This window comes from Paenibacillus agaridevorans (assembly GCF_003112455.1).
GTDB classification, from domain to species: domain Bacteria; phylum Bacillota; class Bacilli; order Paenibacillales; family Paenibacillaceae; genus Pristimantibacillus; species Pristimantibacillus agaridevorans.
In genome coordinates this window covers 281,923-302,337 of record NZ_BDQX01000430.1, presented here as the reverse complement: position 1 = coordinate 302,337, position 20,415 = coordinate 281,923, and the positions used below count along the sequence as shown (strand labels likewise).

12 protein-coding genes are annotated in these 20,415 nt (G+C 53.4%); 10 read left to right on the top strand and 2 right to left on the bottom strand.

What is annotated here, in order from left to right; translation table 11 throughout:
• Window positions 1-324: 324 nt before the first annotated feature.
• Window positions 325-6,462: a vWA domain-containing protein gene (locus tag PAT3040_RS33420; RefSeq protein WP_108996067.1), complete on the bottom strand. Its 6,138-nt coding sequence runs from the start codon at window positions 6,460-6,462 to the stop codon at window positions 325-327.
• A complete protein-coding gene (locus PAT3040_RS33415) occupies window positions 6,459-6,812 on the bottom strand; it encodes a zinc ribbon domain-containing protein (RefSeq protein ID WP_108996066.1) in 354 nt (117 codons plus the stop codon). The genes PAT3040_RS33420 and PAT3040_RS33415 overlap by 4 nt, the downstream gene beginning before the upstream one ends.
• A gap of 230 nt (window positions 6,813-7,042) precedes the next feature.
• On the opposite strand from PAT3040_RS33415, the gene PAT3040_RS33410 reads away from it, so the two are divergent.
• The 10 genes from PAT3040_RS33410 to PAT3040_RS33365 all read left to right on the top strand — a co-directional run bounded on the left by PAT3040_RS33410 (window position 7,043) and on the right by PAT3040_RS33365 (window position 20,351).
• On the top strand, window positions 7,043-8,260 hold the full coding sequence (locus tag PAT3040_RS33410) for a stalk domain-containing protein (RefSeq protein ID WP_181377000.1): 1,218 nt from the start codon (window positions 7,043-7,045) through the stop codon (window positions 8,258-8,260).
• 37 nt (window positions 8,261-8,297) lie between these two features.
• The gene (locus PAT3040_RS33405; RefSeq protein WP_108996064.1) at window positions 8,298-8,798 is read left to right on the top strand and encodes a hypothetical protein; all 501 of its coding nucleotides are present in this window, start codon (window positions 8,298-8,300) and stop codon (window positions 8,796-8,798) included.
• 38 nt (window positions 8,799-8,836) lie between these two features.
• Entirely contained in the window at window positions 8,837-9,184 is a 348-nt protein-coding gene (locus tag PAT3040_RS33400) for a DUF4870 domain-containing protein (protein WP_108996063.1), read from the top strand.
• Between the two features lie 176 nt (window positions 9,185-9,360).
• The gene (locus tag PAT3040_RS33395) at window positions 9,361-10,842 is read left to right on the top strand and encodes a hypothetical protein (RefSeq protein ID WP_108996062.1); all 1,482 of its coding nucleotides are present in this window, start codon (window positions 9,361-9,363) and stop codon (window positions 10,840-10,842) included.
• A gap of 162 nt (window positions 10,843-11,004) precedes the next feature.
• Complete coding sequence (locus PAT3040_RS33390) at window positions 11,005-13,281, top strand: helix-turn-helix domain-containing protein (RefSeq protein WP_181376999.1); 2,277 nt, start codon at window positions 11,005-11,007, stop codon at window positions 13,279-13,281.
• Window positions 13,282-13,559: 278 nt separating this feature from the next.
• Entirely contained in the window at window positions 13,560-14,474 is a 915-nt protein-coding gene (locus PAT3040_RS33385; RefSeq protein ID WP_305778799.1) for an ABC transporter permease, read from the top strand.
• A 2-nt stretch (window positions 14,475-14,476) separates the two neighbouring features.
• Window positions 14,477-15,343 (top strand): carbohydrate ABC transporter permease, encoded by an 867-nt coding sequence (locus PAT3040_RS33380; RefSeq protein WP_108996059.1) that lies wholly within the window; start codon window positions 14,477-14,479, stop codon window positions 15,341-15,343.
• 76 nt (window positions 15,344-15,419) lie between these two features.
• On the top strand, window positions 15,420-16,943 hold the full coding sequence (locus tag PAT3040_RS33375; protein WP_108996058.1) for an extracellular solute-binding protein: 1,524 nt from the start codon (window positions 15,420-15,422) through the stop codon (window positions 16,941-16,943).
• A gap of 20 nt (window positions 16,944-16,963) precedes the next feature.
• Window positions 16,964-19,030 (top strand): MGH1-like glycoside hydrolase domain-containing protein, encoded by a 2,067-nt coding sequence (locus tag PAT3040_RS33370; protein WP_108996057.1) that lies wholly within the window; start codon window positions 16,964-16,966, stop codon window positions 19,028-19,030.
• Window positions 19,023-20,351: an FAD-dependent oxidoreductase gene (locus tag PAT3040_RS33365; RefSeq protein WP_181376998.1), complete on the top strand. Its 1,329-nt coding sequence runs from the start codon at window positions 19,023-19,025 to the stop codon at window positions 20,349-20,351. Before PAT3040_RS33370 ends, PAT3040_RS33365 begins: the two co-directional genes overlap by 8 nt.
• Window positions 20,352-20,415 lie beyond the last annotated feature (64 nt).

Here is a 20,415-nt window from a genome sequence, read left to right as displayed (position 1 = left end):
GGACGGCAGCGCAGTTAAGTAAAGGCTGATCGTAACGGACACCACAGTCGCTATTTCGCAAAAACGGGGCCTGTTCAAATTGTAACGGACACAGACGACCTTACTTCCGTCAAAACCGCATAGAATGGGTGGAAATTCACCAAATAACGTCATCTGAGTCCTTTAGATTTTTAATATCGCGAAAATGCTGCAAATAGAGGCTCTGAGGTCGGTTAGCGAAAGCAGAACGTTTCAGCTCAGTTACTCACAATGAATCGACGGCCTCTTTATGTCCGTTAGACAGTGAGTGACTGAGTGACTGGACGTTTAAGGTTTGTGACTCATCTAGCCCCCGCCCCCGCCCCCGCTTGGAGGCCCATTCTTTACGACAGGCTTCTTGATGGCCGCTTCGGCTTGTTTGAAGTAATAGGCGGCGCCGCTCTTGAAGCCGAGGGCAAATCCAACGACATCTCCGCCGAGTCCGCCTTTCTTGCCTATCTTGACCTCCTCGAAGCGTTTGGCCAAATAATCGAATTCCTTGTCTATGAGCTTCAGCTTAATCGGGCTGATACTGTATTCCAGCTTCGGCAAGTCCTTGTTGTCCATCATGCCGCTTAGCACTTCGCCCAGTCCGTATGTGTAGGCTTTGGCCGCTTTAATGATGTCTTCGTAGTCATCCAGCATCAGCGCAAATGAACTGACGCTCCAGACGGAGGTGCTGACGCCGATAAAAGAGCCTGCCATAAAGGCGAGGTAGTCGTCGCCCGTCGGCGATACGGGTTCCATCGAGATCAGAAATTCCGCAAAGCTTCCGTGTTCGCCCGTATCCGTGACGGATATCGTCTCGTAAGTCGCGGGATCGATCTCCAGCCAGGCCCAGCGTCGTTCCCCGTTCATAACCGTCGGCGCATTCGGAATCAGCATGGCCGCGGTGGAGGTTCGGGCCCGCTCGATCAGCGTTTCGGGATAACCTTGCTCTTCCATCCGTTTCAGATCTTCTTTTCTCGTGCTGACAAGGCTGAGAAGCAGTGCCGTATCTTCAGGGCTTTCCATCCATATATCCATAAAGTCGGTACCATTGCCAGGCAGGACGGCGCCTTCGAGCCGCGACGCGAACAGGCCGCTCATGAGATGGAAAGCGCGCGAGGCTTCCTCCGTTCCCCGATGAATCAGATTGGCGGATTGCTGCAGATCTACGCTTGTTCTTAAGGCAGACCCCGGCCCATCGTTTCTGACGGTAACGAAGATGACCCGCTCCTTGCCCACCCGTCCCGCGGTTACGTCCAGCATCTCCGCGAGTTCGGATTCGTACGCAGTTTGGTTCGCGACAAACCGATAAAGGATGTTGCGGGTATACCAGGAAAGGGCAGAATGATCATCAGGCTTCTTGACTGCGCTATAAGCACGGTCGGCGGCTTTTTGCAGCGTAACGGCCGCTTCGGCGGACAGATCCGGAAGATTTACGGCAACCGTATGGAACACATCGGTAATTTCTTCGCCATCACGCAGCTTTGTTTCATGTATCAGCTTCTTCTGCGGCAGCTGAACTTCAATCCGCACGCCGACGATTTTATTTTCCTCTGCGTCTATCATGCGATTACCGACGATTTGCATCGTCCCGTTCTCAAGCACGGCCGTATAATTGCCGGAGGCTCCTCCTGCGCGGATATCCAACGCTTCCTGCCCCAATGCATCCAGATCAAGCGAATTCTGCAGGACTCGAATATCCTGGATGTCGGGCCCCCCGTCGTCGTCGCCGCCTCCCAGCGCGCCCCCGATATCTCCGGCTATTGCGCCTAATCCCGAGTCGGCTTTCGCCTCCACCTGGAAGTAGACGCTGATCGTTGCTTGTGCGGACGTCATCCCCCTTTGCTCCTGGCCGCCAGGGAAAAAGGCCAAACCGCCGAGCTCCGACAGCTTCTTCATGAACGGGACGACGAATATTTGGACATCTCCTTGCTCGTCCTGATACGTCCATGCGGGCAAATATTTCAAAGCTACCTTATCCACGGAGCCCAGCTCCCGAAGCGCCTCCCTGCCGCGCTCCGTTAGCTGGACCATGCCAAGCGAGGGGCTGTAGCCAAGCTGCGAAAGCAAGCCGCCCGCCAAGCCGGCCAGATCGCCTTCCGTCCCCCAGCCCTGGGCGATGACGGCTTCCGGAGAGTGGCGGTAGACGCCATGGGGATCGGTTGAGGGCAGCCATCGCAAACTGCTCAGAAGCTGCTCGAGATCGGCCCATTGCTTTACGGATTCGATTGCCATCAAGCCGTGCACGGCAGGCATAGGAGCCGGGACGGCTTCTCTGCGCCCTTCTTTTTCATTAAAGTCGACGGTTCGCGCCTTGCCTTCCCCTTGCCCTGCCGCCTCCCGTGCCCGATGACGGCTGAGAACCTCGGCAAGCGCCGAGGATAGCTGCGAATCGAACGTATCTTCGAGCTCCGGCTCGATCCGAACGACGAGCAGGCCTTCCTCCTTATAGACATCGTCGCCGACTTCCATGTTCAAGCCGGGGAACAGATCGGATTGCAGGCTCCACTTCAAATCCTTCCCGTTATGAGGGAGGGAGAACAGGAGCAGTCCGCGCCGCTCAGCCCCGTCGAATACGGACCAATCGGCATCCATGCCCAGCAGCAGGCCGTCGGTGAGCGGATCCGGAGCGAGCTCCGGCGCATCGCTATCCCGCGGGGGTTGAACGGGGACAAGCTTAAACGTCTCGCGGAAGCCGGTTGATCCGAAGCCGTCGCTTTCATCGGTCAGCGTCACGTCGGCTACGACATAGTTGCCGTTGCCGGACTCCAGCCCTTGCACCCGGGACAGTGCATTGACGGTCAGCGATACGCCTTTGCCCCCGGCATCGATTTTCCTCTCCGCATGCGGGATCTCCGTTGTTCCCGAGCTAATCGGAAGCACTGTTGCGCCGCCGAAGAGGTCGACATACAAGTCCGATGGCATCGTGTCCAGCGCATTGGGCGTCTGGAAGGCAAGCACGGCTTTGTTCGCGGAGCCGGGAGCGAAGGTCGCAGGCCGCAGCAAGCCATGGGGCAAAAGAGCCGTCGCCGTATGGACCGGCAGGAGGAAGGGGCCGGCGGCGGTGGCGACACGCCAATAAAAGCGTTGCCGCGGATCCAGCTTCAGATCGGCATTGACAAGCGATTTCAGCTCGGTCTCGACGAGCTTAAACGTGCTGGTGTCTCGCGATATGGCCACATTGCCGATCCGGCTCGATTCGCCTACGGATTGTAAGGACAGTTGAAACGTATCCGACAGCTTGCCGATTGCGCTCTTGGGCATGCTGTTCCAGGCATCGGGGTCTTCCTTCGGAAGCTCGCCGATCAAGGCAAGCGAAATATGTCCATAGCCGGTGTCGTAATAATGGAGGGAGGCTCGTTCCATTTCCTCGTCCGGTACGAGGAATACGAGCAATCCCTTAACGGCTTCGCCGGCTTTGACGATTATGCTGCCGTCTCCCGGCGGGGACAGCGGCTGCTCCGTCAGCCAGGTGGCCGTCGAAGCCGGATAGGAACCCGAGTCGTTGATTCGCATAAAGAAATGCGAAGCGAAATCCGGTATTTGATAGGCAGCTCCGCCTTCATGCACGCCCGTCAGCTCCATCTCAATCGCCGCGAAGGTACGGCCCTGAGGAGCGGAGACGCCCTTGAGCCTGTTAAGCAAATAGAGCTCGCTGGCTTTCCATTCCACGGACTTGTTTTTGCCTTTAGCGTTAAGCGAGATCCGCTTGCGGATCTGAACGTCCTCGCCTGGCAGATCGCGTCCATAGACAATCGAAGCAGCCGCTTGCCCATATTGCGCGACGGGGAGGCCCGTCTCGAGACCGACTGTTTGGAATTCCACCTTGTTGCCGGCGTCCCGCAGCATGGGAAAATCCACCAGCAAGTCGTCCGTATATAGCCGTGAGGAGCTGTCAGTGTTCTCGCTTTTAACCGCGAGGGTGAGCGGAATTTGTCCCGTCGTCCGCTTCTGCACTTGCGCAAGCGCCTCTTGGATGGCTTTCGTCAATACTGCCGGGTCCTCGGAAATGACGTATTGGCCTCCAGATTTCTCAGCGGCCCATTTAAAGGCTTCTTCGCTATCCTCTGTGCCCAGCCCTACCCACAGCACCCCAATACCTTCCTCTTTGATCGCCGCAAGCGTTGTTTCAAAGAAGCTTTTTTGCTCCTCATCGACATCCAGTGCAGCGTCCGTAACGTAGACGATGACACGTTTCTCCGAAGGAATGCTTTTAAGCGACTGATAGGTAGCGAAGACGGAATTCAGGATGTCCGTACCGCCAACAGCCTTTAGATTGCCAAGCGCCTGCAGCAGCTCGGCCTTGCGGGAGGTGAAGCCTTGATCGAACCGCAGCTCGGTCGAGAAGCTGAGCAGCTGCATCAGGCTGCGTTCGGGCAGCTCCGCAATAAAGTCGTGGAACAGGTGCTTTACTTTATCGATGCGGTATGCGCCGTTCCCCGAAGCGGGATCGGCATCCATGGAGCCGCTGACGTCAAGGGTCATCGCGATAACGGGTACGTCGGAGGCGGCTTGCTCCTTGGGCCGTTCGTAGACGACTTCGAAGCGGTTGCCGAGCCGCTCGTTAATCGCGGCGAATACGTGATCCAGCGCGGCTGCGTCCTGCGCGGAGTAATACGTGCCTCCAGACATGGCCGCGAGCTCCAGCAGCGTAGCATTGTCATGGTCCGGACCGAAGCCGATTGCATAGACCGGCACTCCCGCATCGCGCGCGGCCTGCTCAACCTCGCTTCTGCTCGAGGTGCTGCCGGTTCCAGCCTTCTCGGCATTGCTATCCACGCCGTCCGTAAACAAGACCAGGGACGGTCTCGTCTTATCCTTTAACTGGCCTAACGCTTCAATGACGGAATCATACAGCCTGGTATTTCCATGCGCCTTGACCGAAGACAGTCCCGCCAGCGCTTCCTTCTTGCTTGTGCCTTCGATTACCCGAACCTGCGTGTCAAAATCAATCACTTGAACATGCGCATCCTCCGGCAGTCCTTCGATAAAGGAGCGGGCGGATGCCAGCACATGGCTCATCGACTTCGCCATGGAACCGGAGGAATCCAGTGCCAGAACGACGCTCGGAGGCGTCTTCATCCGGCTGAGCTCCAGCAGCTTGCCTGGCCGGCCGCCCTCCATTATTTCGATGTCGGAAGGCTTCGGGTCAAATCCTGGTTTCTCGGAGTCGAGCAGCATAAACGTAATGCGGGCTTGCTCGCCTTGTTCCACGGCGTCTTCAATCTGCAGTCCGCTTTCCGCGCCATCGGATTTGCCGATTCCGTCGTTCCGGTAAGCGTTGCGAATGAGCGGCTTCATATCCAGCACCGTCATCTCGCCCGCGCTGACAGGCACAAGCCTTGTATGTACGGGTGGTCCGGTCTCTTGCTCGAGGGTGACGTTCCAGTAGCCGGGAGGTAGCCAGAAGAGCGTATCGCCTTCCGGCGTACGGTCGCCATGGAGATGAAGCTCCGGATGGCTCATGACGACCCCCGGAGGAGCTTCTACCTTAAGATGACCGGTCATTCCCCCTGTTATCTTAAGCGATCCCAGTCGTTCGCCGTCCCGGAACGGAGTGATGTCCTCGGTTTCGTCTACCGAGAGAACAAGCTCGCGCGGATCCGAATCCGGGCTCCAGGTTGCCTTCCAGAACAAAGGCGCGGATGGATCCTGCGGAATATCGTTAAGCGTATAATGCGTGCTTTTGAAGGCGTTGAGCTCTTGGTTGTAAGAGAGATCCCGCCGATTTTTCCCTTGCGAGTAGAAACCTCTGGCATGGAGGCGGACTCCGCCATCGTTAAGGTCGGCCCTTAAGCTTTGATACTTGTGGTTCTCGTTATTCGTCATGAAATAGATTTCGCCGCCGGGATAATCCGATGTCTTGAATCCGGCGGGCAAACCGTGTCGCAGGCGAAGCTCCTTGAACACCTTTAATTGGTAGCCGTCGCCGCCTTTGGAGGCAATGCCCCACCATGTGATCCCTTCGGCATCATCCGCCGTAACCACGAGAGTGTCTTCCGCGGATCCCGTGTAGGCGCGACCGCCAAGGTCGTTAATATACAGCCGCAAGTCCTCCCAAGGATCGCCGCTATCGTCCTTCCATTGCACATTCAGCTGCCAGAGCTCTCCCGCCGTCATGCGGAAGGTCTCCATCTGCCGCTCATTGATATACTTCAACTCCTGAAATTGATTGGGAGTATGCTCGGTAGATTGATAGTTGGACGGAGAGCCGAACGGGTTTAAATAAGGAATCGCGATGCTCCAGTCGCCGACGGGATACCGGGTTCGTTTGGGCGCGGCTGGCTCCGCTTTATCTCGTCCGGTCGGCACGTGAGAGCTCTGCGAGATTATAGGGCTTTCCTTGGAGCCCGGCTGATTTTTTATAAATAGGGCTGCGGCGCCAACCGTCACGAGGGAGGCGATCAACAGGAGCAGGATGGTCTTGTTTCTTTTGCTTTCGATCCAGCTTTTCATGATTCAAAGGTATGTCCGCAGGAGGGGCAGAAGCGGGCGTCCAGCGGTGCGGGCTTACCGCATACGCAGTCCTTTTCATTTGCCAGCGTCTTGATTTCTTTGTTATTTTCCTCGATTTCGGCCTCCAGCCGCGCGATGTTTTCAACCATGCCGGCAGGATCCGCGCCCGAGTCATCCGCAAGTCTGCCGACCGCTTGCAAATAGTACATGCGTCCGATGTTCTGGTAGTTCTGCTCGATCTCCTTCTGCTTATTGTTGTTCTGCAATTTAAGTTTATTGATTTCCACAACGATTTTTGCCTTGCTGCCTGCTTCGGTAAATCCGGATTTCACTTTGTCCATAAAGCTCATATCCATTCCTCCATTCAAGTTCTTGTTACTCATTGTAAAAGAATGGCGATGCTGCCCCTAGTTACATGTTGTCATCGTTTTTGTCAGTTGTCCGGGCTTTAAGGTTGACGACTGGGGCAGAAGACCCGCATCATGGCGAAGACATGACAATGGTTGTGACAACGTGTAACTGGTCTGACGGGATGAGGCGGTATACGATGAAGTCGATCAGGCGAAAAGGAGTTGGTAAAGTGGAGAGAAAAACGACGAAGGTGATGATCTGGCTGTCCTGCTTGCTCGTGCTCTTGGCCGGCATGGCGACGTCCGCAACGGCCAAAGCCGGCGAAATAAAGATTTATGTCGAAGGCAAGCTTCTGCAGTTCGAAGGCCAGCAGCCGCTGATCCGGAACGGAACGACGCTGGTGCCTTTCCGCAAGACTTTCGAGACGCTTGGCTACAAAGTGGAGTGGAACGCAGAAGAGAAGACGGCATCGGGGAGCAAATCCGGGATAAAAATTGAGCTGACGATGGGAAGCCCATCGGCAAAGGTGAACGGTCAAGGCGTCAAGCTCGCCGTACCGGCGCAAATTATTAACGGAAGCACGATGATTCCGTTACGGTTCGTATCGGAGAGCAGCGGCTATTTCGTTTCTTACAACAATGCGTCGGGCACGTCAATCATCGAGATTACCAAGGAAGATACGGTCCTCGAGCCCTATGTGGTAAAGGGGAGGGTTGTTAATTCTGAGGGCACTCCCATTAAAGGAGCATGGATTACGATCGACAACCAGCTGTTATATGACAGCAACCTGCAGGCCAAGACGGATGACAACGGGCGCTACCGGATTGCGTTGCCGAAGGCGGCCACGACTTACATGGCATATGCCGATTTCAAAACCGTCTATGAGGGAGTCGAGCACAGCGTCGAGCTGACGGCGGACGATAACAGCCCGTTCGCCGGCAATACGGGCGCGATCCGCAATTTCACCGTCAAGCTTAACAGTTCTACCGGCACGGGCGGAAGCGGGGAAGTGCTGTTCTATATGATGGATTTGATCCATCCGCTCAACCCCATTGCCGAACCGCCCGATCGGGACGACGTGACGATAACGCTGGAGCCCGTGGGGACGATGATGGATGGAACCGTCGGCGGACCCAAATTGATTAGCAAGGGAAGCAGAAACAACAATGGTTACGGCGTGCACAACGTGCCGATCGGCCAATACCGCGTCAGCGCCGTCTATGCGCCGCCTGGCGAGGAACCGCAGCAAATGCTCGTCAGAATCGTAACGAGGGGCGAGGATTTGCCCTTTGCGGAATCCATTGTGGCCGGTTTTAGAAGCATTACGAGCAAAATTCATTTTATGGAGCTGGAATTAAAGCTTAATGTCGTCAAACCGCCGGATGAAGATCCGGGCGAGTGGACTTGGGGCGACGAAGACGAAGAGGAAGAAGAATGGACCTGGTAATGGCGGGTTCCGATTATGACAAAGGGAGAATGAGGCAATGAAGAAGAATTCGAAATTGGTAACAACGACATGGAAAAGGGCAGGGCTGGCAGCGACGGCGATGGCCTTGGTTTTCGCGATGGGATGCTCGAACATCGAGCAAGCCATCCAGGAAACGGAGGAGGGAGAGGTGACGATTACGACCGGGGAAGGCAAGGAGGTTACGCTGTCCAGTAAAGCGGACATACCGGAGGGCTTCCCTTCCGACGTACCGCTGCCGGATGAAATCGAAGTCACTTCGTCGATCAGCGCCAGCGATTCCATCACGGTGACGATCGAAACGGAGATGCCGTACGACGAAGCGGTCGCTCTGTATGTTGACTATACGCAACAAGCCGGCTACTCGGAGGTTAGTCGAATGGGAGACGATAATTCCATTCATTATTCGTCACAAAAGGGAACAGAGCGATTCATCTTTACGTTGCAGCGTGATCTGGAGGATAACAAGACGGTTACCGGGGCATTGGTGTATTCCAATAATCCGAAAACCGAGCAATAAACGATAGTCGTTATTTATTCGAATTGAAGGAAAGGAAGATGAAAGTGAGCGGAAATTCTACGAATGCCGAGCAGGTTGACGCATCCGATGTATCCAATAACAAAGTGATGGCCATTTTGGCATACATCCTCTTTTTTGTCCCGTTGCTGGTCGCCAAAGAGTCGAAATTCGCCATGTACCATGCCAATCAAGGACTTATCTTGTTTTTGTCCCTGGTTGCCGTCAATATCGTCAGCTCGCTGATTCCGATTGTCGGATGGCTGCTGATCGGTCCGCTGGGCAACCTCGCGTTGTTCATTCTGGCCATTATGGGGATTGTAAACGCGGCCGGAGGAGCCTGCAAGCCGATTCCGATTCTAGGCGGGTTCCGTATACTCAAGTCGTGAGCGCGGATAACCCATCGATTGCCAAAGAAACCCTGCATCTTACAAGATGTAAGGGTTTCTTTTCTATGTGATAAAAAGGGATTCGCAACCTCCTAAGGAATGGAAGCGTAGAAGTGTTGAGGAATAAAGCAACGGCATGTTGGATGTGAACATCGATCCCGAAGGCGGTGAAGAGGATGACGACCAAGGTTGGGCAAGCGGAAGTTTATAGAAAAATGAATTGGAGACTACTGATCGCAGCTTTGTTGGCGGTGGGCGCAATCGCGACGCTATGGCTGTATGGCAATCGATCGGATGCGATCTATGAGCGGGTCATGTCTCGGCAAGGGTATGATACGACCCTCGTTAAGGAAGGGATATCGACAACTTTCCTGCTGAAGCCAGAATGGATTCCGGAGCGCGTCGGCGAGGAGAATAAGCTGAACGTCGTACTAGAGAAGAAGTTTAATACGACGATTTTGCTGGAATCCGTAACGAAGCAAAATAACGATATTTATGTGCAATTGACCGCCATCCCTTCCATGAGCCTCAGAGCGGGTCGCTACTTGACGAGCTCACTGCTTCTGGATAACGGTTCATTTACGAGATCCGGAGCGGTAGAACGCTGGCAGGTGACGGATAACTCGGGACGCGATCTGTTGATAGGGGGTTATGGTTCGAGTGAAGGTCCAAGCAATATGGCGGGAGTTTCCTTCGATATCGCAAATGAAGGCGTATTGAAAGAAGGCGTAACGATTTCATATGCCGGCCATAACTTATACGGCTACAGGCAGCATGACAGCGGGCTGATTGCGTCTGCTTGGCTGCCGTTCTCGGGAATTGCCGTCCTGATCGTTCTGTTCTTGCTCTACTGGCGCCGAGAGGAAGAGGAAAGGGGACTCGGCTGGAATCTGGCCGGTTATACCTTGCTTGGCTGCTTTACCTTTTCCATCAACACTATTAAGCTTCCGCTGGGCTTTCTCGTCTATCTGCTGTTCTTCCGGAAGCCTGTGCCGAATGCCAGAATAAAGCGGAACGCGGCACTGCTGGGACTAACCATCTATGCAACGGGACTCTTATGGCCTGCGATTTCGGAGGAGGTTGGATGGCGAGAGCGCGATGTGCGAATGGAGGCGATACCTTATGAAGCGCTTGGCATGGAAGGCATCTGGAGATCGGTGCTTGCGGAAACCTCTGTTACGGATCAGGCCAAAATTTCTTCCTTTGAGCTCGTGCGCACGAAGGAAGGCGATGTGCTGAAGGCGGAATTTCGTTTAGTAGATCGGGTAAACGACGAGTTTGTTTTCTCCGAGGTTGTATACGACGGAGAGGTGGAGCGGATTAAGTATTCTCCGCGAGGCTCCTCGGATACTTGGCTGCAGTACAACGAAGGGATGTATGCCGCCTTGTTCTTCGAGCGATTCGAGAAGCTGCGAATGCTGGATTGGCGACCATCGGGAGAAGATGCATACGTCATGCTGAAGCTGCTGGATGATCGCCCCGTCCAATACGCCATCAACGATGCTGTCAAATACAAGGTCGACGAGGCAGGGATTCACCCCGTTGCGAACGATCAGCTTCCCATACAAGGAATGCTGTTCACCGTCGGTGGGGCGCCATACCAGGATCCCTCTAGCTGGGCTGGATGGACGGATTATTTGTTTAACGTAACGAATTGACCGGGGCGGTAAGAGTGCTGAGATGTTTGCGGAGAAACGGGCGATTATTTATTTAGTTTTCTCATCATCCTCTTTAATGATTATAGCTTGATTATGGACTCCTCCCACAGCGTTTCCTATAATGGATAAACATAAAGCAAGATGGCTGTCAAAGGAGATGCTATGAAAAATCGTTCCGGCAAATATTTTATCCGTTTACTCTTATTTTGCCTGCTTATTGGATCCATTCCCGTTATTGTAGTGGGAATCGCTTCTTATTATATGTCCTCCTCCATCGTGCAGGACAAGGTGAATGAACGAAGCATGGATGCGCTGCAGCAAACGCAGCTCAGGGTAGAACAAATACTGAAGACGATCGACCATTCGGTTACCCAATATATTAGTTCGCCTTTAGTGGTTAATGCCATGTCATTGCCTTATGCGGCGGAGCATTATCAAATTTACAACGAAATGTACCAGAGTATGGTACGCAGCCAAACCTTCGAATTGACGATCAGCAATATGACGATTGTAAATTTAAATGGGCAGTGGGGAATAGACAATAACAATATCTTTACGTTCGATGATCTCAAAAATTTGGATCAACTGCTTCGGTATGAACAGTTGCCGTCATTTTCTGCATGGGTAACGAACAAAGACGATCGTTCGCCCAGTATCAGCCTGGTCAAAAAAATCCCGCTAAATTCGCTTAAGGCTAACGGTCTTGCAATTGTTACGATTGCGGAGTCGGAGCTGTCTCGTTTGCTGAAGGAGGGGAACCAGAGCGGGACCGTGCTGGTGCTGGATAACGGGTACGAGCTGCTGTCAGAAGGCGGGGCCGCGAGGGGGCAACTCAGCCTCGATCCGTTGATTCCCGAACTCAAACGGAACAAAGAATCGACGACTCAATTTGACGTATCCCTGGATGGAGACGAAACCAGTATCATTGCAAGGCAATCCAGCTACAATCGGTGGACTTACGTGTCGGCCATCTCCATTAAGGATATGACCAAAGACTCGCGATCCATTGGGTGGGTAACGCTGGCTGCCTGCCTGTTAATGATCTTGTCGACATGCGGTCTGGCTCTGTTCGGCTCTCGTTCGTTTTATCAGCCCATTCGCCAGCTCGTATCCGCCATTGCGGCGAAGCCGGATGACCCTCAGGCTGTGGAGACGAAGGATGAGTTCGCTTTAATTGGGGCGCGACTGCAATCCATGCTGCAGAAGGAAGACAAGCTGTCCGCCCAAGTGGCGGGCAAGATCAGAGAGATGAGGCCGTTTTTCGTGCTTAAGCTCATCAGGGGCGAAGAGAAGAACTCGCAGCTGCCTGCCAAGCTGAAGGAGTATGGCTATCCGGACGATTGGCAATGGCATGCCGTGCTCGCCATCCAGATCGATTTTTTGGACCAATCGAACTACCGGGAAGAAGATCGGGACTTGCTGTTGTTCGCTATCGCCAATATTGCAGCGGAGTTGATTCCTTCTCATGAACGGCTGGATCCCGTATTTACGGAACAGTCTTTAATCACATTGGTTGGGGGGAGCGAGAAGCGGGAGGAGACGGAGTACAAGTCTTGGCTGTTTGATAGGGTAGAGCTCGTTCAAAAGGCCGTCGGCCAATATTTGAGCTTGCCGATTAGTATCGGCATTAGTCGGCCTCGTCAACGGTTGATCGATGCTCCGGCCTCTTGCGAGGAAGCGCTTGAGGCGCTTCGTTACCGAATTCGGAGCGGCCCCGGATCCATTTTGTTTATTGATGATGTGAGACCAGGCGATAGCATAGCAGGCGTTTTTCCCCATCGGGTCGCCAAGGAGCTTTGCGATGCGGTAAAGCTGGCAGATTGGACCAGAAGCAAGGAACTGCTGGATCAATGTATGGCCTTGATATTCGGGGAGCAGGCGGATTGGCGCCAGTATCAGATGTCATTAATCCGGCTATACACGATGCTGATGGAATTGATGCAGTCAAACTCCATGCTGCATGAACCACCGGATGGGTCCGCGTTTTCGTCGGATCAGGAGCTGTTTCACCAGATATTGGGGCTTCAATCGCAGGAGACCATCCGGACCTGGTTTTATGACACCGTGATCGTCCCTTTAATGAACAGGATCGAGCAACAGCGCAAATCGCATGCCAAACAAATTTCCGATCAAGTTCTGCAAATGATTGATCAGGGTTTCGAGACCGAGCTTACGCTTGAAGCCTGCGCGGCGAAATTGAACTACCATCCCAATCATTTGGGCCCGCTATTTAGCAGGGAAACCGGAATCAGCTTTAGCGAATGCTTGCAGCAATACCGACTGCAGATGGCCAAGAAGTGGTTGGTCGAGACGGATATGAAGATCGGCGACATTGCCGAACGGCTTACGTATACAAACCCGCAAAATTTTATCCGCTTTTTCCGGAAGATGGAGAACATGACCCCGGGACAATATCGCCAACAGCATGTCGGGCAATAAATTTCTTGAACATCCCTTGACCCATAAACCAGACGCAGCGCGTGCAGCTGCGTCTTTTTTGTTTTTAGGTTCATTAAGATGATTACAATCCAAGTTCTAATGATTATTAGAAGCGCCGCTATCACTACGCGTTCTGATGATTATACCCCGATTATAGACGCTCATCTCCTCGCCGTTTAAGGTTAAAGCACGCAGCACAAGACGATACGTTCGAGCAAAGGTGGAGTTAGGAGATGAATCAAGTCGAAAGCGAGCCGGCCCTTGCGGCGCCTGCCTGCATGCCCAAGCGGCATCGGGTCGGCCTCCGGTTATTGCGGGACAAATGGTTATACCTCATGCTTTTTCCCGGTGTCATTTATTTTGTCCTCTTTAAGTATGCACCCATGTGGGGGTTGCTGTTGGCGTTTAAAAATTATCAGCCGTACCTGGGGTTCTTTGAGAGCGAATGGGTAGGACTGAAGCATTTTGACCGCTTGTTTCACGATCCCGTGTTCTGGATGCTTTTGCGAAACACGCTTATACTGGCCTGTTACAATATTTTGTTCTTTTTCCCGGCGCCGATCGTTCTGGCGCTTATGCTTAACGAGGTTCGGCGCGAAGCCTTTAAGCGGGTGGTCCAAACTTTGATTTACGTCCCGCATTTTGTTTCCTGGGTCGTCGTAGTCGGGATTGCTTACACCTTCTTCACCCTGGACGGCGGTTTGGTAAACGAGGCTATCGCCTCCTTGGGCGGGGAGAAAATCAACTTTTTGATTAGTACGGAGTGGTTCCGCCCGATGATTACGCTGGAGGTGATATGGAAAGAAACCGGATGGGGGACAATTATTTTCCTAGCCGCCTTATCCGGAGTAGATCCTCAGCTGTATGAAGCGGCAAGGATAGATGGAGCAGGACGAATGCGCCAGTTATGGCATATCACGCTTCCCGCGATCCGCTCGACGATTACCATCCTTTTTATTTTACGATTAGGAACGTTTCTGGACACAGGCTTTGAGCAAATATTCCTGATGCTTAACTCGATCAATCGGGAAGTCGGCGAGGTATTCGACACTTATGTCTATACAGCCGGGATAACGCAAGGACAGTTCAGCTTTAGCACGGCCGTCGGATTGTTTAAATCGATTGTTGGATTCGTGCTGATCATTACCGCCAACTGGCTGGTCAAAAGATTCGGAGAGGAAGGAGTGTACTAGTCATGCATGAACGCAGTTTGGGAAATCGCCTGTTCGGCATTGCCAATGGCACAGTGTTGATCCTGGTGGCGGCGGTTATGATTATTCCCTTTATTTATATCGTTTTGATTTCATTTGCGACAGAGCAGGAAGTGCTGGCCAAAAGTTTTATGTTATTCCCAACGAAGTTCTCGCTGGCGGGCTATCGTTATATATTGTCGACGCCAATCCTGCTCCACAGCTTGTGGGTCACTATCGGTGTTACCGTTGTTGGCACGCTGGTAAATTTGCTCATGACTGTGCTTATGGCCTATCCGCTGGCGCGGAAGGAGTTGTACGGTCGTCGGCTGATCCTGCTGCTGGTCACCTTTACGATGGTTTTTAGCGCCGGAATTGTCCCTACCTTTCTGATTGTCAAAGGGCTGCATCTCACCAATACGTATTGGGCTTTAATTATTCCGAGCGCGATCAGCGCATTTAATCTGATTATTATCAAAAACTTTTTTCAGCAGCTTCCGGACGGTCTGGAGGAATCGGCCAAGATTGACGGCTGCAATGATCTCGGCATCCTGCTGCGTATCGTGCTTCCGTTGTCGATGCCGGCCATTGCCACTTTCGCGTTGTTTTACGCCGTCAACCATTGGAATACTTTTCTTAACGCCATTTTGTATATCAACGATTCCCGCAAGTGGCCCATCCAGGTGCTGCTGAGGCAGATTGTCATTTTGACGGAAAAAGGATTATCGGATATGAGCGAGGCGCCGCCTCCGCCTTCCAAAATTATTAATATGGCCGTCATTGTATTCTCGACTGTTCCGATTTTGGCCTTCTATCCTTTCCTGCAAAAACATTTTGCCAAGGGGGTGTTGCTTGGCTCGGTAAAAGGATAAGCAGCTCTACGGGTTAAAGGATGGGCTTGCCCGTCTTTTGATACAATGAACTCATCTAATCAAGGGGGACGAAGACATGTTGGGATTACCGCGCAAGCTGGCTTTTGTTGGGCTGGCTGCAATCGTGGCAACAAGCTTGGCAGCATGCGGACAAGGCAAGAAGGAGGAAGGAAGCGACGGCAGGTTCACTTTTACAATGATGAACCAATACACCTCGCCGGAGCCGCCGGGCGAAAATAATCCGATTATTAAAAAAATCGAGGAATATACCAATACCAAGATAGACGCAACCTGGATACCTGCCTCTGCTTACAACGACAAGGTGAATGTATCCATCGCTTCTAATGATCTGCCTCAAGTACTCATGATTCAGGATACGAAATCGTCGTCGATTATTAACGCCCAACGTTCAGGCATGTTTTGGGAAATCGGACCTTATCTAAAGGACTACCCGAATCTGAGCAAATATAACGGAAACGAAACGGTATTAAACAATATTTCCGTGGACGGCAAGGTTTACGGTCTGTACCGTGCAAGAGCGCTGGCGCGTCAAGGCATCGTCATCCGTCAGGACTGGCTGGAGAATCTGGGTCTTGAACAGCCCAAAACGATTGATGACTTATATAACGTAATTAAGGCGTTTACGCTAAACGATCCGGCGAAGACGGGAAACCAGGACACCTTCGGTCTTGTGGAAGCGGAAGATTCCAGCAATGGCGCATCGGCAGTCGGGTTAACCGGCTTCCAGACGATCTCGGCTTTCTTTGGAGCGCCTAATCAATGGGAAATACGAGACGGCAAGGCTGTACCGCAGTTTATGACGCCTGAAAATATGGAAGCTATGAAATTTTACAAGAGATTGTATGATGAAAAGCTGATTAATCAGGATTTCCCGGCTACGAAAACAAGCAAGCAGCAGGAGCAATTTTTCCAAGGCAAAGCTGGCGTTATCTTTACAACGCTTGATTTCCTGATCACTGGCGGCAATGAGCTAAAGAAGGCGAATCCGGATGCCAAGCTGGATATTATCAGCCGGATTGAGGGGCCGGAGGGCGAGCGGGTATTTGCTACAACGGGTTATAACGGCATGTTTGTGTTTCCCAAAGCAACGGTCAAAACAGAGGAAGAGCTGAAGCAGCTTCTTGGTTTCTTTGACAAAATTGTAGATGAAGAAATGATGTACACGTGGACTTGGGGGATCGAGGGAAGTCATCACGAGAAGGATTCTTCCGGAGAGCCGTCCATCTCAGACCAGACAGCCTATTCCAACGAAGTGTCGCCTTTAAAGCAACTGCCGTCTTATGACGGTGCGTTGATGATCTGGAAGGGCAAGGGCGAGGCGGATAACAAGTTCCGCCAGATGATGCAGGATAATGAGTCCATTATCGTGTCTAATCCGGTAGAGCCGCTCATTTCCCAGACTGCCGTGGAAAAAGGAACAGAGCTAAACAAAATTATTACGGATGCTCGCATTAAGTTCATTATCGGCACGCTGGATGAGGACGGCTTCAACAAAGAAGTAGAGAAGTGGAGAGCTCAGGGCGGCGATCAAATTATTGCGGACTATACGGAGCTTTACGCCAATCAGGCCAAGAAATAACGTTGAAGGAGTTTAGCACGATGGCAATGGACACTTTACAGCAATTTGCTTTTGATATACGCAAAAGCCTGGCCCCCAAGGAACATATCTGGGTAGGCAGCGGCTACAGTACGACAGCCCCCGAGCGGAGAACGGTAATGGGCGTGCGCGGATGTTACGCGCCGCCCTATGCGGCGAAGGACCTTCGACTGTCCGTAGGGCTGAGAGCGGATGGGCATGATATTGCGGACAACGGCCATTTGGGCAAGGGAGACTGCGGGTTATTGTACGCGGAGGAGATCTGGCAGCCGGACCGGATTGTCCGACGGGGCACTTATCATCACTTTGTCGCGGACAAGCTGCTTTCGCTGGGCGTGGACAGCGAACTGGTGCCGCTTGCAGGCAGCCATGGTTTTGTATTAAAGGTGACGGTTCGCAACCGCAGCGGAAGAGCCATAACGCTTGGCATTGCGCCGGAGGTATCGCCAGGTCGGCCGATCCATGCCCCCTACGACGAATGGGACTATGGCTGGCCTGAAGCGGCATCGGAGCAGGCAGCCAAATGCGATCATCAGGCTCAGGCTTGGGAGAACGGTCAGGTAAGGGTCACGCTAACGAGTGAAGGTCAATTGGAGACGGTGCTGGAGGAGGGGGCGTCGTGGACGATACGTTTCTGCGTCGCCATGACCGCAGCCGGCACCCCTTTCCTTCCAGCCGGTACGCTGGAAACTTTGGAGGATCAGAGCCGGCGAGTATGGGAGAAACGGTTGTCCGAGGCTAGTCGTCGGCTGCCTGTTCTGCAATCCGACATCCCTGGGCTCGAGGAGTATTACCGACGTTCTATCGTGAGCGGTCTGATCTGTCTTTGGGATAACCCGGAATTTGCCATGCAGCCTTTCCCGGTCGTGTCCGGAATCGAGGGAGCCGGCATTTGCTGTTATCCATGGGATGTGGGGGGATACGCGGCCAAAACAATGGGACTGTTATTGGGCGAGGAAAAAAGCCTGGAGCTGGCCGGGTTGATGGCCGACAGCGGCGTTGACCGCCATTCCCGTTTTGCGCCTAGCGGCAAGGGAGCCAATGTCGCTTACTCCTATAGTCTTTGGTCCTTTATTCATTTTGCATGGAGCGCGCTTCTTCTATATGGCGAGGGAGGCCGGAAGTTGTTCCCCGTCATGCGTCAATTAATGCTGCAAGACGATCAAAGACTTCCCCAGACAAACGATTTGCTGGATTACGGCTTTCAGCATAATCTTCTGGAAATGCGGGGCGCCGGCTACGAACACATTGTTGCCAGTCCAAATGCCGAGCGCGCATGGAGCTATGACAGACTGGCCCAGCTCGCGGAGCAGCTGGGGGAGGAGCGGGAAACGACGGAGCAGTGGCGAGCCAAGGCGGAGACGATTCGTCGGTCCATTCGTCGCCATCTTTGGGATGAGGAGAAAGGATGGTTCAAGGCCGTATACCCTGATGGGCATGAGGAGTTTATCTATTCCATCCAATATTTCGATGCGCTGCGCTTCGGGGCATGTACGGAGGTTATGGCGGATCGTATGTTTGAGCAGGTAAGGGAGGGAGCGTTTCTTGGCGCCTATGGGGTAAGCAGCGTTTCCGCAGAGGATGAGCTTCATTACGAGCAAAATGATCCGGATTGGTCGGGCGGCGGCTCCTATACGGGAGACGGTCCCATGTTGGCGCTGACGCTTTGGGAAAAAGGCAAGGATAAAGCGGCGTGGGATGTGTTGAAGCGGCATTTCTGGATGGGCCGGCATTTGCCTTATTATCCGCAAGAGCATTATTGCGATCGGCCGGCCATTCCTGCCCACAAGCGGGCCAATGTGGTCGCCGGATTGTCCGGGGCGGAGGCGCTCCTGTTCGGCATGGCGGGGATCGAACCGCAGCTTGACGGCAGTCTGTGGATTTATCCAAGGCCGCCCGAAGACGGGGATGTGCAAGTCAGCGGCTTCATCTTCCGCAATGATAACTTTGATATTGTCATGCGTCCCGGCTACTGCCGAATTTCCCGCAATGGCACTGTGATCTATGAGGGAACGCCTCGCCGTATATTGGCAAGCGGCTTGGAAGATAGGGGAGCGGCTAATGAATAAAGAAATTTGCAAGTTTGATATTATCATAGCCGGCGCGGGCGTTGGCGGCATAAGCGCCGCTCTTGCCGCGGCAAGGCTGCAGCAGCGAGTGCTGCTAATCGAGCAGGCGGATGAAGTCGGAGGCACTGGCGTCTTCTCCAGTGTTTCGCTTATTTGCGAGTTTCGCGATCGCGGCGGCCGTCCGATTAACAGCGGCATTCACCGGGAACTATTTCCCGCCGCCTACACCCATTACAGCGAACAAGTTGTGCCAACCTATGACGAGCAGCAGTTAAAGGCAAACTATAACAAGCTGCTTGGCGCAGAGCCCCTTCTGACGATATGGACGGGGAGCGCGGTTGTCCAAGCCGACATGCGGGATAACCGGATTGCTCAGCTGCATATCAGCGGCAAACATTCGGGCATCGTATCCGCTCCGGTCTATCTTGATGCTACCGCAGACGGCAATTTGTCGGCTCTTGCGGGCTTATCCTACCATCTGGGCCGGGAGAGCGACGGCAAGCTCCAGTCGGCTACGGCGACGTTCAAGGTGAGCGGCTTCGATCGGTCGCTGCTCCAGCAGCCCGATATTCGGTTATGGTCCGCGATCCATTCGTTAAGACGGGAGCTTCTTCCCTTTTATCAGGAGTTGAAGGAGGCCGGGGGCACCAACAATCCGCGAACCGGCGTAACTTGCTTCCCTTACCCGGATGGAGAGGCGCTCTTGTTCAACTCTACCTCGGTGTTGGAGGTGGACCCTACCAAGCCGGAAACCGTCGAGCGCGGCATAAAGGAAGGAAGCAAACAAGCGGAGGAGCTGTTTGCGGCTATTCGCCAGCATCCGGCATTTCAACATGCGAGGCTGGACTATATCGCTCCCAAGCTCGGCATTCGAGAGGGGCGGCGTATTGTAGGCGAGTATGAGCTTACAGCGGAGGATTGTCTCGGCACCCGGCACTTCGAAGATATGGTTGCGGCCTGCGCTTATTCTCTTGATATTCATGATCCTGAAGGCGGTACGACGCGGCTTGAGCGTATTCCGGAGCCGGGATATTATCATATCCCGTACCGTTCCTTGATTCCGAAAGGGGCTGGCAATCTGCTGCTAAGCTCCAGATGCATCAGCGGGACGCATGAAGCGCACAGCTCTTACCGGATTATGGCCTCGGTCAGCGCCATTGGCGAAGCAGCCGGAACGGCAGCGGCCCTGTGCGTATTTCAAGGGCTGACGGATGTAAGGCAGGTCAAGCCTGCCCATATCCGGTTTATTCTTCAAATGAGGGGTCAATTTGTGGAAGGTTCGGTGGAGCGGGTATCGCTGCCGACTGCGTCATCAAGTTAGTTTAGGCGGAATGATAGAAGGGGCTGGAGGGGGAACATGGCAAACTTCTCTCTCCGCCCGGTTA